This window comes from Pantoea sp. X-Soil-ISGK-355 (assembly GCF_059730805.1).
In genome coordinates this window covers 96,300-110,656 of the sequence record NZ_AP035972.1, presented here as the reverse complement: position 1 = coordinate 110,656, position 14,357 = coordinate 96,300, and the positions used below count along the sequence as shown (strand labels likewise).

General features: G+C 48.9%; 17 protein-coding genes and 1 pseudogene. 8 read left to right on the top strand and 10 right to left on the bottom strand.

The window, feature by feature from the left end; translation table 11 throughout:
* Positions 1–12: 12 nt before the first annotated feature.
* The 9 genes and pseudogenes from AC6I8J_RS19205 to AC6I8J_RS19165 all read right to left on the bottom strand — a co-directional run bounded on the left by AC6I8J_RS19205 (position 13) and on the right by AC6I8J_RS19165 (position 7,098).
* A complete protein-coding gene (locus AC6I8J_RS19205) occupies positions 13–933 on the bottom strand; it encodes a hypothetical protein (RefSeq protein ID WP_497825693.1) in 921 nt (306 codons plus the stop codon).
* Between the two features lie 157 nt (positions 934–1,090).
* Positions 1,091–1,499, bottom strand: a pseudogene (locus tag AC6I8J_RS19200) (type II toxin-antitoxin system HicB family antitoxin).
* Positions 1,500–1,565: 66 nt separating this feature from the next.
* Positions 1,566–1,724, bottom strand: a complete 159-nt coding sequence (locus tag AC6I8J_RS19195; protein WP_497825692.1) for an mRNA interferase — start codon at positions 1,722–1,724, stop codon at positions 1,566–1,568.
* Between the two features lie 72 nt (positions 1,725–1,796).
* Positions 1,797–2,525, bottom strand: a complete 729-nt coding sequence (locus AC6I8J_RS19190; RefSeq protein WP_497825691.1) for a Mom family adenine methylcarbamoylation protein — start codon at positions 2,523–2,525, stop codon at positions 1,797–1,799.
* Between the two features lie 136 nt (positions 2,526–2,661).
* Entirely contained in the window at positions 2,662–3,369 is a 708-nt protein-coding gene (locus AC6I8J_RS19185) for a hypothetical protein (RefSeq protein WP_497825690.1), read from the bottom strand.
* Between the two features lie 173 nt (positions 3,370–3,542).
* Positions 3,543–4,409 carry an antitermination protein Q gene (locus AC6I8J_RS19180; RefSeq protein ID WP_497825689.1) on the bottom strand — a complete coding sequence of 289 codons (867 nt, stop codon included), beginning with the start codon at positions 4,407–4,409 and terminating at the stop codon, positions 3,543–3,545.
* Between the two features lie 1,157 nt (positions 4,410–5,566).
* Positions 5,567–6,418 carry a DnaT-like ssDNA-binding domain-containing protein gene (locus tag AC6I8J_RS19175; protein ID WP_497825688.1) on the bottom strand — a complete coding sequence of 284 codons (852 nt, stop codon included), beginning with the start codon at positions 6,416–6,418 and terminating at the stop codon, positions 5,567–5,569.
* Positions 6,419–6,434: 16 nt separating this feature from the next.
* Positions 6,435–6,881, bottom strand: a complete 447-nt coding sequence (locus AC6I8J_RS19170; RefSeq protein WP_497825687.1) for a toxin YdaT family protein — start codon at positions 6,879–6,881, stop codon at positions 6,435–6,437.
* Positions 6,838–7,098: a Cro/CI family transcriptional regulator gene (locus AC6I8J_RS19165; RefSeq protein ID WP_497825686.1), complete on the bottom strand. Its 261-nt coding sequence runs from the start codon at positions 7,096–7,098 to the stop codon at positions 6,838–6,840. The genes AC6I8J_RS19170 and AC6I8J_RS19165 overlap by 44 nt, the downstream gene beginning before the upstream one ends.
* Positions 7,099–7,178: 80 nt before the next feature.
* On the opposite strand from AC6I8J_RS19165, the gene AC6I8J_RS19160 reads away from it, so the two are divergent.
* From AC6I8J_RS19160 to AC6I8J_RS19125, 8 genes are all read left to right on the top strand, one after another.
* Positions 7,179–7,586, top strand: a complete 408-nt coding sequence (locus tag AC6I8J_RS19160; RefSeq protein WP_497825685.1) for a helix-turn-helix domain-containing protein — start codon at positions 7,179–7,181, stop codon at positions 7,584–7,586.
* Positions 7,587–7,766: 180 nt separating this feature from the next.
* Positions 7,767–7,922, top strand: a complete 156-nt coding sequence (locus AC6I8J_RS19155) for a DUF1391 family protein (RefSeq protein ID WP_497825684.1) — start codon at positions 7,767–7,769, stop codon at positions 7,920–7,922.
* Positions 7,923–8,146: 224 nt separating this feature from the next.
* The gene (gene kil / locus AC6I8J_RS19150) at positions 8,147–8,281 is read left to right on the top strand and encodes a host cell division inhibitory peptide Kil (protein WP_497825683.1); all 135 of its coding nucleotides are present in this window, start codon (positions 8,147–8,149) and stop codon (positions 8,279–8,281) included.
* 71 nt (positions 8,282–8,352) lie between these two features.
* Entirely contained in the window at positions 8,353–8,703 is a 351-nt protein-coding gene (locus AC6I8J_RS19145; protein ID WP_497825682.1) for a hypothetical protein, read from the top strand.
* Positions 8,704–8,744: 41 nt separating this feature from the next.
* Complete coding sequence (locus AC6I8J_RS19140) at positions 8,745–8,909, top strand: hypothetical protein (protein ID WP_497825681.1); 165 nt, start codon at positions 8,745–8,747, stop codon at positions 8,907–8,909.
* Positions 8,906–11,245, top strand: coding sequence for a RecE family exodeoxyribonuclease (locus tag AC6I8J_RS19135; protein WP_497825680.1), 2,340 nt, complete (start codon positions 8,906–8,908; stop codon positions 11,243–11,245). The genes AC6I8J_RS19140 and AC6I8J_RS19135 overlap by 4 nt, the downstream gene beginning before the upstream one ends.
* Positions 11,242–12,348: a RecT family recombinase gene (locus tag AC6I8J_RS19130; RefSeq protein ID WP_497825679.1), complete on the top strand. Its 1,107-nt coding sequence runs from the start codon at positions 11,242–11,244 to the stop codon at positions 12,346–12,348. The genes AC6I8J_RS19135 and AC6I8J_RS19130 overlap by 4 nt, the downstream gene beginning before the upstream one ends.
* 8 nt (positions 12,349–12,356) lie before the next feature.
* Positions 12,357–12,593, top strand: coding sequence for an ANR family transcriptional regulator (locus AC6I8J_RS19125; protein ID WP_497825678.1), 237 nt, complete (start codon positions 12,357–12,359; stop codon positions 12,591–12,593).
* A gap of 448 nt (positions 12,594–13,041) precedes the next feature.
* Here AC6I8J_RS19125 and AC6I8J_RS19120 read toward each other — a convergent pair whose 3' ends face one another.
* The gene (locus AC6I8J_RS19120; protein ID WP_497825677.1) at positions 13,042–14,280 is read right to left on the bottom strand and encodes a tyrosine-type recombinase/integrase; all 1,239 of its coding nucleotides are present in this window, start codon (positions 14,278–14,280) and stop codon (positions 13,042–13,044) included.
* Between the last annotated feature and the right edge of the window lie 77 nt (positions 14,281–14,357).

The window sequence follows — 14,357 nt, the reverse complement described above, 5'->3', positions numbered from 1 at the left end:
GCCGAACCTCGTTTACAATAATCCTTTCATCTTTTGTTCAAGCTCTTGATGTATCGAACTCTCACATTGATTGATACCAGAGCCGAGAATCAACTTTTCGCTTTTAGTGAAAAGCTTTGTGGCTGCATCTTCAGTTCTATCCAAATCTAAACTAGCCTGTCGACCATCCTTCGAGTAGCTAATCGACACTTTACTATAGCCGGACTGCTGGCCTTTCTTTCTTAATATTTCGAGTAATCTTGCCTTATCTGCTCTTGGTGGTTGTTTAATAATTTTGTATCTAACAGAGCGTTCTGATAGCTCAGTATAAGCTGTTTTATCCATACCTCCTTTCTTGCGTGTGCTTACTAGTTTCACATTATGTAGCTTTGCACCGTTCAAAGTATCCAGCAACGTTTGAGAACCATGGGAAAAAATCTCAAGTTTGGGCTTAAGCTGGCACATCGCTTTTGTTGCTGGATTTTTGAACTCTTGACCTGTGAAAGCCTCACGCAGCATCGCATTTAAAAAAGGTTGTAAAATAGATTTACTTATACCTGGCACTGATTCAACTAAAGCTTTGAAATGGTCAGCAGTATGCTGGACTAATGAAGTAGATATTACTATGTGACTTGAAACAGCTATTCCCTCACCAGCAAGTTTGGGTTCAACTCGAAGATGCCCAGTTGTAAGCTCTCCAAAAACAGGATCTGACCCGTTTTTATCGCATAACTGAACAAGTAGTGTTGCTTCTGAGTCTCCATCCTCATAAACCATTTCAGAAATTCGCACAGCTCGGGAACTTTGATTGTAAAGCCTCACTGCATCTCCAGAATCAACCAAATTTTTTAGTCTTGCAAATATGTCACCTACCGCGATGTCTGGCGCAGCTGCATGAGTCGGTTGAAACGCAAAATCGAAGAAAGAGATCCATCTTTCAAAAGTTGATAACATTTAACAGCCCTATTCGCTGGTTGATCCTGAACATAACTTAACGAATTGGGGAGAAAAATAAAGATACAATTAGAAAAATTTTGACATTGACTTGCATGCCTCGTGAGATCCCAAAGGCTCAACCATGTAAGCACTTGAATTAGAATACTTACAGCTATTAGGCAGCGACTAACTCAAGCCGCTTACCCAGCGCATTCAGCGCTTTTTGAATTGTATCTATTTTGGTCGAATGGTGAAGACTAAAGATGCGCGTCACCTCCTGCTTTTTAGCCCCCATGCGTGAAGCCAGCTCAACCTGAGTTAAGCCGGAGGCAAGGAAAGCATTCAGTAATAATACCTTCGCCGACATACTCGCCGGAACCTCTATAAAATCGCCAGAAACCGGACTTGGTGTCGGAAACTGGCTGGTTATCTTCAAAGTATAAATCAAATGAATTAACCAGCGCATCAAACCCCATATGTAACGCTTCCTCACGCGTATCGCCCTGAGTCAGCGCCTCAGGTATATCCGGGAACGAAACCACATATCCGCCGTCGCACGGTTCGAGATTAATCGAGTATCGCATATCATTTTAGTAAAGCTTCGCGAGAATCAGCCTCTGAGGGCTGGTTAATTAATTCAGGCCTAACTACTACATTATGGCCTTTCGCAGTGATTCTTTTAACTCAGCGACGGGATGCCTCAGCAATACGCTTCGCTTCCAGTTGTATCTCAGCTTCAGATGGTAAGTACCGCTTAAAACTTCGACCCCCTGAGATTCAAGCCACCGCCTGAACTCGCCCTGCTTCACTACTCCTCCTGTCTGTTTAACATGGGGCCATAGTAATCATTTTCGCTTACTGAGTCAGCATTTTTGATTACTCTAGCCGGAGGTTTTGGTGGGCTTGGGATATGGCAAAATCGTAAATTTGCTGTTCAGTCTTTTTTTAGCTCTTTTATTAAGAAACTTGATATATCGAAATTGACGAAATGTATGCGCTGTCACCCGGTGGGAATTTTCCTTCAGATACTGACCGCGCGTGCCAGCTTTGCGCCCTTTGGCTGTCATGGCTATTTTATGGAACCACTCACCATCCAGCTCATAGAACGTGCTGTTATGATATCCCACATAGACAAAGTTGCTGGCTTGATAAACAACACCACACTTACCACATCGCTCATCTGCAAATGTCTGGACCCACTGAACGCTGGGATATAGCAATCGAATGGTTTTTAGCGCATAGCTGATGCAGCGCGACTCAGTATTTCGGGGCATCGAATCGTGAATCCATAGGCGATTCAGCTCCATATATTCCCGGTTGCCAGTTCTACTAACAACACTGGCACCGGAGGCCGGGTTCATTGCATATCCCCATTGCATGACACCAACCAGGTCGCGCCCACTGAAAACACCTAAATGCAGATACGAATTATTAACGATACGTTTGCTGTAGTGATAATTAATAATAACGACGCGGGCCAACCACGCTGGGATTGTGGCCACATACAAATCGGTACAGCCATATCCGATCGTTTCTCCGCCATAAATAATTGGTGCTGGAGTACCTGCAGCCCTGGAAACGTTTGGCTTACGATTATTTTTGGTATTCATTGATAGTAATTGAATTGGAGCATCCGCCGGATTTGAACCGACGTCATCTGTGTGAAATAATGAGATATTAATCGGATATTAAAATCCCAAAACTAAAAAAGCCCGCCGAAGCGAGCCTAACAAAAGGTGGGTATAATCAAATGACTTGTTTCACTCTATCCCATTCAGCTTTTAGGCATTTCTGAGCAACTTGTGTAAGTTCTTCAACACAACTATCATATCTAACTTTAACCTCACTCCCGAACTCGTAAAAGTTTACCAAATTCCCGTCATCCATCAGAGAGTTAATTCTATCGAGATAATTAATTATTGCTTTTGAATCATTCTCTGCGGGGTTGAGCATTAACTTAATTTCAGTTGCAAGACCAACCATTTGATATTTCTCTTTAAAGAAATCGTTGAGAAAATCTCTCCCTAGAGTCTCAGTTACTGATCTTATAGGAATATCTTTTACATGAAGATACCATGTAACTTTATGCTGGATTGCACTAGCAGAAAGGGATACAAATTCGGAAATATTTTTTCTAAGGTAATTTATCCACTGCTGCCTGTTATTTGATAAAACTTGAGCGTTTAGATTTTTCGCCGCAATATTAAGTTGCGCATCTCTATCTTTATCAAAAGTACTCTGCTGATCCGCTCTGTCCTTCTCAAGTGCGGCAAGATTTTTTTTAATAGTATACCAAGCTATGAAGGCAGGAATCGCACCGGCTACAATTGAACCAAAAAGTGTATCCCAACCAAAGCCTGTATCTACATGTACGGTAGGAATTTGACTCACGCGCAAAAGAGTTTGATTAATGGAGTCTAAGTTGAAAGCAAACGGTACGCCTTGCCATGTCATAATGATTTCCTTGTCAAAAGAAAACAACATACATGATCTTGTAGGCAATAAAAAAGCCCCGTTGTTATAAAAATAGGGGCTTTTTAACATTTATTTAAATGATGGGTTTAGCATATGAACAACATGCAAAAACCGCATCATTGACAATATATTCGGCTAATTTCGTCACGCCGTCAATGTGGCTTGCCATGCAGGGGCATATGCTCGCGAGGATGGCCAGTATCTGTGACCTTCTTCAGCAGCGCTTCTGCCTGCGCCTCCTCTCGGTGGCACTGAGTAATCAGCATTTCATAGAACGGTTTAAATTTACGACGCCAGGTGGGCTCGCTAATTGCCATCACAGTCAGACCAGCTGCCCGACGCACTGCCTCACCTGGTAAACGCGCATAACCACGGCCGGTGCATTTTGAACATGTTTTTGTAACAGGTACGCCCTGAACCTTGCTCTGATACTCATTCAGCACCGTGCCTCGCCCACGACAGCGGCAGGCATTGCTGATGGTCCCTTTCCCCCCACATGATGAACAGATTACCCGCTCAACATCTCTGACGGTGCGTGTGTGCTCATAGTCCGCAGGTCGTACGCCTTTCACACCCATTTTCACTGATGCCTTAACAAAATCCCGTTCACGGTATGGCATATGCGATTTGGTGGTAAACACTTCTGCCTTGATAAATCCGGTACCGCTACAACAACTGCATGGGCGGGTACTGGCTGCGCTGCGCGTATAGTCCTCATAGGCGAACATTGAGAACAATTTCACCAGGTCACGCCTGACAGGCTCATCCAGGGCGGCGAGCGCCCGGTAATTTAGCGCCTGGGTCATCCCGTAATCAGTGAGCATGGCCATGGCGCGTTCGCTGGATGTAATGCCGTATTTTGAGAGAAACAGCTCAAACCCGAAACGCGCCTGGGCCTCAGTCAGCCCGAACGACGCCATCACATCAGATATGGCTAGCCGATCGCCGGTTGAGCCGGGGGCATCACTAAGCATGGGTGATTTCGGCGAAAAATATTTAATGGCGTTTTCGAGGTTCACTTTGGATTCTCCTGACTGTTGTTCAGCCGAGAGGATGGCGCAACCACCGTTCTAAATCCTGGCTAAATGACGGTTGCAGGTGTGAGAGCAATCAGAGTGCCGCAACGATGTCAGTAAAATCATTTTGAGCCAGTGCCGGCTAACGCGATGAACGAGATCCGCCCCTCCGGTACCGAGCACGCTGATATTCAACGTAGGGCAAATCCTCCAGCGTTTTATGGGTAACGAGTTCCCACAGGCGGATTAACCGTTCCCCATCGCTGTAGCGCGGCTCTGAGCCTGTTTTCCAGTAGAATATTGATGACCTGGAGGCCACCAGCTGCCGTGCGATTTTATTGTGTGTGAATCCTGCGCGCTCCAGGTCAGTAATTAGGCGAAACCAATCAATCTGCATCAAGGCCCCCCAAACGCGTACGCACGCGAGGAAAGCGGGTCTGGCTGGCAAAATCGAAGCCAGTCACGGAAAACAAAACAAAAAAAAGTGCCAAATTTTTTCCCCTAAAAAATGGCACAGAGACAATCAGGCTGTTCAGGCCGGAAATGATTATAATCTGCGGCCTGTTGAATCTACAATAAACAGACCTGCAAGGCGGCACGCCTCATTAAATTTTTTAAAGCTTGTAACGAATTCGTCAGATTGCAGCACTCGACCAGATTTAAATGTACCGTCCTCTTTTCTCGTAATTAGAATGGGCCTAGTGTTTTCGTTAATATCAAAAATAGCAGCGTCAGGAATAAACATTTCAATACGTACCCTATTTATTTGATGATGAGTAACAGGATCCAGTGTGAATTATTAATTATTCGAGAATAAACATAACTCTACAGGGTTATAACCGGGAATGGGTTGATGTGTTACCCTGTGTTGGCGGGGCGTAATTTAGACCTGTTTATTATTCCGGCCAATTGTTAAATTGTGGTGTATTGATTTGGATTAAACATTAGAGCGGTTTCGATATTTTGTTTATTTTGCCTGATTTGCCGTAAATCATTATGTAACGCAAATATATATTTTGTCCGGACTGAGTTCTAATATTGCACTGAATTTAATTCCCCCCCATCGTTCAAAAAATAAAACCCGCCAATATTTAAATATTTATTTAATTATTCCCGGCTGCTGGTGGGCGGTTGAACGCCACGCAGCTGCCGCGATGATTTTACCTGCCATTGAATCCGTTGGGAATCTCATAGTCCATCGAACTGAGATCACCAACGAGCCCATTACCACGCCTGCGCCCAGCACTGGCGCGGCTGGTCATCAGATACAGCGAGAATTTTTGTTCCCACTGCACCTGTGCGCGGAATGCGCCCTCTGCCATCCAGTACACGCAAAACTCTGTCAGCTCTGCTGCAGTGTATCCCGGATCCGGGCCTGTCAGGACACGTCCCCATGTTTCAGACCGTTGCCGAAATCCGGGATCGGGCTGCCAGCTGCTGTGCATCCGGATTTTATCGCCAAGTTTTTCTGGTATCGAGTTATCCACAAGCGACTCGCGCGCGTTGTGTGTGTGTTTTAGATCTTTATCTGGATCTTTATCTTTATCTTTATCTGTCGTGACACGGCGTGACTTTGCGTGACATTTTTGTGACTTTTCTTCCTCCGTCATTTGTCGGTTGTCCTGTTCCTCTTCAGCCTGTTTTAACCTCTGCCTTTCACGCTGCTCTCTTTTACGCTGAGCCGCTGATTTTGCGCCAGTTTTTGTGTCTCCAGCGTCTTCCCTTTTAGGCTGGCGCCGCTCCCATCCCGTAAGATAATTTCCATCCAAAACACGGCCCTGCATCGCATCAATTACAGACCCTATGTCACGCTCGGTCACGTCGAAATGTGACGCTAGGTCTTCTATCGTGACATCAGCGTGACCTCGCGTGACCGATTGTGACGCACTTACTAACAGATGAATGTAAACAGCCTGGACCAATGCAACAGGCTGGCCAGACACGCGTGCAATCGTTCGCCATTTGGGATCGGTTGGCATGTCGTGCCATAGGCGTAGCCATGAGTTAGCCATCTAAAACCCTATAAAATCATATCGCTGTCATGGTGTTTACCACCGCCATTTTCATGGCTGCAAACGCCGCAATAGCCTGGTTAATTTTCGTTTCGATCACGTCAGCCGGTGCACGCAAATGCACCGCGTTTACGGCCTGTATGCCCTCGCGTGCTGCCACGGTGGCCAGCAGCATGGGATTATCTGGATCCGCCAGCCGTGCACGCCGTTCGACCGGCAAAATGGCCACCAGCTCTGGCGCCAGCAGTTCGAACTGGCGCCGGTAATAGTCGGTATTGCCGCGTATCGCACGTTTGATCTGCTGCTCGATATTATGCAGATCACGCGCCGTTGCTGCTGATTCCTGAAAATCAGATCGGCCTCTGGCCACGGCCAGCGCAACGTATTTCCAGCTTGTTTCTGTGACAAAACTCTCAACTTCACGGGCAATCTGCGCCTTGTTCGCTTCCATGCTGATTTTCATGAATCACTTCCCTTTTCAGTTTTTGTTTAAGCTCTTTAGCTCGGATATAAACCGCTGGGTCATATTTGAGTGCGCCATCCGATGCCAGCTGTAAGCGCATCGCACGGCCCTCCGGTACTAATGTTTTCCACTGCGATACGGCAGATGGATCGACGCCTGCAGCCGCCGCCACTCCGCTGGAGGTGGAAAAAAATTTGATTGCGTCTGATTTCAACATAAAAACCACTCCATTTTAGTTTTCTCAATAATCTTATGGAGTGAGGAAAATCAAGTCAAACAAAATTAAGATAACTCAATATGGATAACATCACTATTGGCACTCGCATCGCCCAGCGGCGCAAAGAAGTTGGCATGATACAGCGCGAATTAAGCAAAGCTGTAGGCGTGTCTACTTCTACAATTTCGCTTTGGGAAAGCGATGCAACTGAACCACGCGGTAAAAATCTACATGCGCTGGCGCACACACTGCAATGTTCCCCAACGTGGCTACTTTTTGGCGATAGTGAAGCCGCCCCGCAAGCTCCAGAGCCCGCAGAATCAATCATCCTCCTTACAGATGATGAGCAGGAATTATTGAATCTGTACAGAGCATTACCTGTATCTGAGCAGGAATCGCAGATTAACGAACTGCGTGCGCGCGTTGAGAATTTCGAAAAACTTTTTTCAGAACTCCTTCAAGCAAGAAAACGAATCAATAAAAAATAAAATCGCTACTTTTCATAAGGTTGCGATTTTTCACGCCTACAATATTTAGTTTTCTCAATTTTATGCTTGTTACTGAAATTGAGTTATCTTATATTTATCCCCGTCAACACATCGCTGCACAGTGACAATCAAAAACGTTCCGCCAGCCCGGCGACAAGGGCAGCAACCGGAGAGCATGAAATGGAATCTATCGATCTGGGCAACAACGAAAGCCTCAAAAGCGGCGTTTTCCCTGCAGGTAATGGCACATGGTTGGCCATGACGTTTACACGCAGTAAGACGTTCAAAACAGAAGCAGGCGCCCGCCGCTGGTATGCACGTAACAGCACTGATTAAGCCCAACACCAGGGGCAAACGGGCGCCGTTGGCGTCGCCGGAACCGTAACCGGCACTCTAGTGTGTTGATTAAAGGCGCTGCCTTTCATGAACTCACTAATCCAGGGAGGAAAACTCATGATCTATTACGGTCTGGCCGGCCTAATCGGCTGTGTAATTGGTGTCGCTCTAACTCTGCTGGCTGTTGGCCTTACATGGGCTGCAGGCCGCGATAAGGGGCAAGCATGACACGACAGCAAGCGTTTATTGCCGCACGTAGCAAAGCCGTGATAGCCAGATTTTTAGGCGATCGGGCGATGTGGAATGAGGCGCTGCGATTGTATTTCTATGCAATCGGCGGCCGCGCAAAGAAGCACTAAAAACAATAGCAACAAAATTAAATATGCCGATTTCCGGCAGGGATTTATACACTCAAAATTAAGGACGTGTTATGAAAAATTTAAACCTAAACCTGTTAGTAAAACTAAATCCAGTTGTTGTCATTGATTGCCCTGAACACGCCATAACGGCCATTTATGTTGGAAAAAAATTAATTGGTTACACGGCTACAAATGTTAAAGCTGGTAAAAAAATCTCTACACCGTTCACCGCATTTGGCGAACTGCCTGAGGAACATTGTGATATTTGCGCCACCTCTGCGTTATTCGCCCAATATTGCGATATTTCGCATGATGACGTTGCCGTAGTAGAAAAAGAATTACGCACTGTTGATAACAGACCAAATGATCCGGCGGTTGCATTGCTGGCTGCTCTTATCGCAGCCAGATTAAACCGTCATTAATTTTCAGGCCGCTTCGGCGGCCTTTTTGCATTGGGGGATATATGCCAGACGAAATCAAATTAACTGAAAACGAGGCGCGCGTGTTGCGTTTTTTCCTCGAAACAGAATGGGCAGCATTTGTCGATTTCAGCAGTGATTTTGACGAGAGAAACGGCGGGCTGGAATTTGCAAACCAGATTTTTAAATCGTTAGGCGGTGAGGAATGAGCAGTTACGCGTTTTTAATGAAGGGTAAACAAAAATTCGGGGTAAAACCTCTGTTCGTGCAGTTTGATGCAGCAGACGATAAAACCGCCCAGGCGCGTTTAACTGAACTGCTGGCCAACGCTGGCCACGACCATAGGCACTATTTTAAACCGGTGCGCACCAACCTGCCGATCGTTAATGACCTGCCGGCCGATGGCGTTTTTGACGATACCTGGTGCGATCGCTATGTGCTGGCAGCAGATGGCCTGACCTGGACCAAAAACCCTAACCAGACCAACGCGCCGGCGCAGATCCAACCAGCTGCAGCACCGGATAAAAAATCAGGCGATACGCTCACGCAGCGTGTTTTAGGCGCATGGCTGTTTGAACGATTCGAAACACTGACGCCGGAACAACAGAAAGCGATCGTTACGCTGCAGTTTGACGACGAAGCAACGTATGCGCAAAACCTGCTGCTGGCCTGCCGCAACAGTTCAGTGCGCCAACTGGAATTTGTCTACCCCTCCACAATGTTTGAGCTCGTTGCCGCTGCTAAATCTGTCTGGCCAGCTGACGGTAAAGCGCCGGCGTTTGCCCCTCTGCTGCAGTTCATTCAGGAATGGCTGGTAGCGCATAACGACAGCGCAGCGCGCGCAGATGGCCGCATGACGATGCGTCAGGATGTTATCGAGAAATGGATCAAGAAAATCGGGAAAGGAAAACCAGATGCGACGGGACAGGTTTTACAAAGCGAAGATCCACGCGCTGCAGCTGCGGCGCCAGTTACTGCAGCAGCTGAGCCAGCGCAAACACTGGCAGAAAATACCGCCGCAAATGATGACGAAAAACCAGAAGTAGCGGCCACGACTGAGCAGCCGATCCGCTCTATGGGTAAGGGTGTCTATGACGTTTCCGCGCTGTTCGCTAACTCACGATTTGCAGAGCCAGAACCGCAATCAGCCCAATCTGTAACGGAAGCCGCCCCAGCCGAACCAGAAACGCCGGAAACCGTACCAGATAACACCGACGCCGAACCACCAGCGCCGGCGCCAGAATACCCCGCCTATTTCGAACCGGGCCGCTATGCCGATTTGCCCAACGGTATTTACCACGGCGCGAACGGTATCAGCAGCACGATGGTTAAGGACGCGCGTGTAAGCCTGCTCTACTACTACGGCCGCCACGTTGCCAAGACGATCGTTAAGGAGAATACCAGCGCGCTGTCGTCTGGCCAGCTGGTGCACACCATGACGCTGCAGCCGGAAAAACTGGCCGATGAATTTAACATCGAGCCGATTCTACCGCCGGGCGTGTTTACCACTGCGGCCAGCTTGAAAAAGGCGATCGAGGCGTACAACGAATCGCTGCAGCCCGGATTAAGCACAGACGAGATCAAACAGCGCATCGAGACGCACAACGGCACGCTGCGCCAGCCGTTCCCGCTGGGCGCAGATGTGACAGAAACCGGCATGTTGTACGGCATGCTGCCGGCAGAGTTTCAGACTATCCCAGCCGAGCAGAAACACACTGCTGCAGCCATGAAAGCGGCGATCAAACAGTACAACGCCACGCTGCCGCCACTGCACAAAACAACCGGCAGCCGCGACGAACTGCTGGCCACGCTGGAAACCATCGATCCGGAACTGGTGGCCACTGAGCGCAGCCGGCCGCAGCCGGTGAACACGTCCGGCACGAAAGACGAGTTGATCGCCACGGTTAAAAAAATCCGCCCAGGCGCCACATTTGCCGACGAGATTTACGCCACCTGGAAGGGTAGCGACGACGGCCGCACGCTGGTTACGCAGAAACAGATGCAGCACGCCAAAGCACTGCAGGGCGCGCTGCTGGCACATCCCACGATCGGGCCGCTGCTGCAGCACCCGAACCGGGAAAGCGAGGTTAGTTATTTTGGTTTTGACGACGACACCGGGTTAGAACTGCGCGTGCGTCCGGATGCGGAAATCAACACCGGCGCTGCCCGTATCGGCCTGGATCTGAAAACCATTTCAATGTGGGGCGTTAAACATGACCAGGTTAAAACGCGCCTGCATCGCGAAATCATCAGCCGCGATTACCACCTGAGCGCCGCCATGTATTGCGACGTGGCCGGGCTGGACCAATTTTTTTGGGTTTTCATCAACTCTGACGAGGATTACGCCTGGGTAGCCATTGTCGAGGCGTCACCCGACCTGCTGCAGCTGGGCCGCCTGGAATACAAAAAAACGCTACGCGAAATCGACAACGCGCAAAACACCGGCATCTGGCCAGCGCCGATTACGGCTGATTATGTCGATGATTTGAATGATTCAGACCAGCGCCGGCTGGAATGGCTGCAGAAAATGGAGACAGCACAATGAGCGAAATCACCACCATCAACGCCCCCGCACCACGCACGATCGATAACGTCTCGATCCTGACTAATGGCGATTTGTATAACCGCCTGCAGAATCTGGCCAAAGTCATGGCCAACAGCGGCGAAATGGTACCAGCGCACTACCGTGGCAAACCAGATGCGTGTATGGCCACCGTAATGCAGGCTGCGCGCTGGGGCATGGATCCGTTTGCCGTGGCGCAGAAAACGCACATCATCAGCGGAACGCTGGGCTATGAGGCGCAGCTTGTTAACGCGGTTATCACCACCATGGCGCCAACGAAAGACCGGATTCATTACGACTGGTTTGGGCCGTGGGAAAACGTGATCGGCAAATTTCAGGAAAAAACATCATCAAAGGGCAATAAGTACATTGCCCCCGCCTGGACGCTGGCAGATGAAAGCGGCGTTGGCGTGAAAGTTTATGCGACGCTCAAGGGTGAAAAAGATCCGCGCGTGCTCGAGCTCTATTTGTCGCAGGCGCAGGTGCGCAACTCCACACTGTGGGCCAGCGATCCACGCCAGCAGCTGGCGTATCTGGCCGTAAAACGCTGGTCACGCCTGTACTGCCCGGACGTGATTTTAGGCGTGTATTCCGATGACGAACTGGAAGAACGGATCGAACGCGATATAACGCCGGCTGCGCCGCGTGTCGAGATTTCCGCCCTGGCGGATAGCGTTACCGCACCTGCAGCACCAACACAAGCGCCGGAAACCACCACCACTGTGCAGGAAACTGCACCTGCTGAGCCTGATTTAGTGCAGCAGCTGCGCGACGAAATCGAGCAGATAACCACTGTAGAGAGTGCCACCGCGCTGCGCGCCAAAATCGAGGAACACAAGGCGACGTTAGGGATTACGGCTTTTACTGAGCTGAAAGGCAAGGCCGTGAAACGGTATCACCGCGCCAGCGCAATGAAGAAAATCGAAAAACAATTTGATGAACTGTCACCAGATTTGACCGATGCGCGTCAGAAATTCCAAGCATTGGAAACAGCTGTAGCGGCGGCGCAGCGCCATCTGGATCCGCAGGAATATAACCGTTTTGCCACTGCGCTGGATGATATGCGCGCGGAGTATGTCCCATGAGTTATTACATGAAATACCACGATAGCCCGCTGTATTACCTGACCGCCCGCGAGGCAGCAGAAATAGAGCGTAATGGCGATTACAGCCGCGCGGCAAAAGTTTGGGCAAAGGCAAACAGATCATCGCGTAATGCGCTCAATCAGGAATGGAGCGCCAACCGTCAGGATTTTTGTTTGATGCACAATGTACGCCTGCAGCGGCAAAAATTCGACCAGCCCTGTGCTGGTGAAGAAATTGGCCAGTAAGCGCCGTTTACGGCGCAAACAATGCGAAGGAAAAGCCCGCCACCCAACAGCGGCGGGCGCCTTTATAGCAATTCGAAAATTACACCAGACACATGGCCATCGCGGGCAAATGAGCGTTTATCCTTGCCCGCATTGCGGAAAATTTCACGTTGGCCACCAGCCTGGACGCAATGGCATCGGTTCAGGTTGGAAATAGATTAGAGCGAAAAACAATGAGAAAGGTTAAAACGGCAATGACAATCCATGATCAAAAAATTGATGTAGCAGCACTATTACAAATGCCGTATCTCAGTCTGGACGAAGCGGCCCTATTACTACGCGTAGCACCGCAAACTATACGCAAATGGGTATCCGTAAACGGGCGCACAAAGCGCCCTCATAATCCCGCGTTCCCGGTACCGGTTCGCCGCAGCCGTTTGACGTTTCGCACCTGCGACATTATGCGTTATCACGAAGATAGCGCCAGCACTGACACTTTACCCTCCCCATAAACCCACGCCGTGACGCGCGCCCACCACAGCGAGTAGGCGCGCCGCTGTTCCTCGATATAACCATGCCTGTCGTAAACCTGCCATACCCCCGGCAATTTGTGCCCCAGCATTATTTCTGCAATATGTGGCTCCGTCAGTTCAGAAAAATTGGTGCGCGCCGTTCGGCGCAGATCGTGTAGCGTCCAATGTTCCATTTCAATGCCCAGATGCCGCCGCGATGCGTTAATGATTAATTCTGGAATATCAGAAAGAGTCGCGCGCCCTTGGGGAATGTCGCGCAGATTTTTTGCAATCGCATACTGGCTATGGGAAGAGTGATCAAATAATTCCTTCAGCATTTCCTCAGCCTCTGGAATGATTGGTCTAACCAGCGGCTTTCGCGTGCGTTTACCGGTTTTATGATGCGTTGGTGGAATTGACCAGAGCTTTTTTTCAAAATCAAAATGTGCTTTTTCTGCGTACGATAGTTCACCGCCACGACAACCAAACAGCAAGCACAACTGAACCAGCAGTTTAAATTTTGGCGCCAGCCTGCTGGCCTCCATCGCACGGAAAATGGTCACAATTTCGTCACTTGATAAAACACGATCACACTGAGTCAGTGTGATCCCTAAATCAGCAATTCGCAGATCGCTTAAAGGAGTGGTTTTGATCAGCTGTCGGCGCAAAGCCCAGTTATGAGCCTGCTTTGCGTTGCTCAAAAGTCGGACGGTGATAAATGGAACTCTTCGTGCCAGTGGTTCCAGAACGTTTAACCACATATTGATTGGCGCATTCTCATGGGGAACACTGCCTAATTGTGGAAAAAGATGCAGTTCAAATGACCGCAATACCTGCTGATAATCACTCTTGTTTTCGACGCCATATCTTTCGAGCCATGCCCTGATCACATCTTCAACAGTCAGCGCAGAATATGCCTCATTGCGTGCCATACGCTTTAGTAAACGAGGATTGCGGTTTTGCTCCAGCTCTCCACGCATTCTTACTGCCTCTTCGCGAGCCTCTTTTAAGCCGGTAGCGGGATAGGTGCCGATATCAACACGTTCACCCTGCCCATTCCAGCGGTAACGGTACTGAAAGGTGATTCGACCTTTGCAGGATATCCGGGCAGATAGTCCGTCACGATCCGTTTTTACCTGAACTTTTTCATTTTCCTTGCCCAGCATTGAACGCAGGGCAGCATCTGAGAGCGCCATAGATTCGTAGGAGATTGGGAATTATGTACACCAGTATGTACACGAAAAAAGGGGAAGTGAAGGGAAACCACAGGAAC

What these genes read in the sequence shown, in the direction of transcription:
- AC6I8J_RS19120 (WP_497825677.1), bottom strand. Translation starts at nt 14,280, where the DNA reads ATGGCGCTCTCAGATGCTGCCCTGCGTTCAATGCTGGGCAAGGAAAAT.
- AC6I8J_RS19135 (WP_497825680.1), top strand. Translation starts at nt 8,906, where the DNA reads ATGAGCAGTTACGCGTTTTTAATGAAGGGTAAACAAAAATTCGGGGTA.
- AC6I8J_RS19145 (WP_497825682.1), top strand. Translation starts at nt 8,353, where the DNA reads ATGAAAAATTTAAACCTAAACCTGTTAGTAAAACTAAATCCAGTTGTT.
- AC6I8J_RS19155 (WP_497825684.1), top strand. Translation starts at nt 7,767, where the DNA reads ATGGAATCTATCGATCTGGGCAACAACGAAAGCCTCAAAAGCGGCGTT.
- AC6I8J_RS19175 (WP_497825688.1), bottom strand. Translation starts at nt 6,418, where the DNA reads ATGGCTAACTCATGGCTACGCCTATGGCACGACATGCCAACCGATCCC.
- AC6I8J_RS19190 (WP_497825691.1), bottom strand. Translation starts at nt 2,525, where the DNA reads ATGAATACCAAAAATAATCGTAAGCCAAACGTTTCCAGGGCTGCAGGT.
- AC6I8J_RS19140 (WP_497825681.1), top strand. Translation starts at nt 8,745, where the DNA reads ATGCCAGACGAAATCAAATTAACTGAAAACGAGGCGCGCGTGTTGCGT.
- kil (WP_497825683.1), top strand. Translation starts at nt 8,147, where the DNA reads ATGACACGACAGCAAGCGTTTATTGCCGCACGTAGCAAAGCCGTGATA.
- AC6I8J_RS19165 (WP_497825686.1), bottom strand. Translation starts at nt 7,098, where the DNA reads ATGTTGAAATCAGACGCAATCAAATTTTTTTCCACCTCCAGCGGAGTG.
- AC6I8J_RS19205 (WP_497825693.1), bottom strand. Translation starts at nt 933, where the DNA reads ATGTTATCAACTTTTGAAAGATGGATCTCTTTCTTCGATTTTGCGTTT.
- AC6I8J_RS19125 (WP_497825678.1), top strand. Translation starts at nt 12,357, where the DNA reads ATGAAATACCACGATAGCCCGCTGTATTACCTGACCGCCCGCGAGGCA.
- AC6I8J_RS19130 (WP_497825679.1), top strand. Translation starts at nt 11,242, where the DNA reads ATGAGCGAAATCACCACCATCAACGCCCCCGCACCACGCACGATCGAT.
- AC6I8J_RS19170 (WP_497825687.1), bottom strand. Translation starts at nt 6,881, where the DNA reads ATGAAAATCAGCATGGAAGCGAACAAGGCGCAGATTGCCCGTGAAGTT.
- AC6I8J_RS19185 (WP_497825690.1), bottom strand. Translation starts at nt 3,369, where the DNA reads ATGACATGGCAAGGCGTACCGTTTGCTTTCAACTTAGACTCCATTAAT.
- AC6I8J_RS19160 (WP_497825685.1), top strand. Translation starts at nt 7,179, where the DNA reads ATGGATAACATCACTATTGGCACTCGCATCGCCCAGCGGCGCAAAGAA.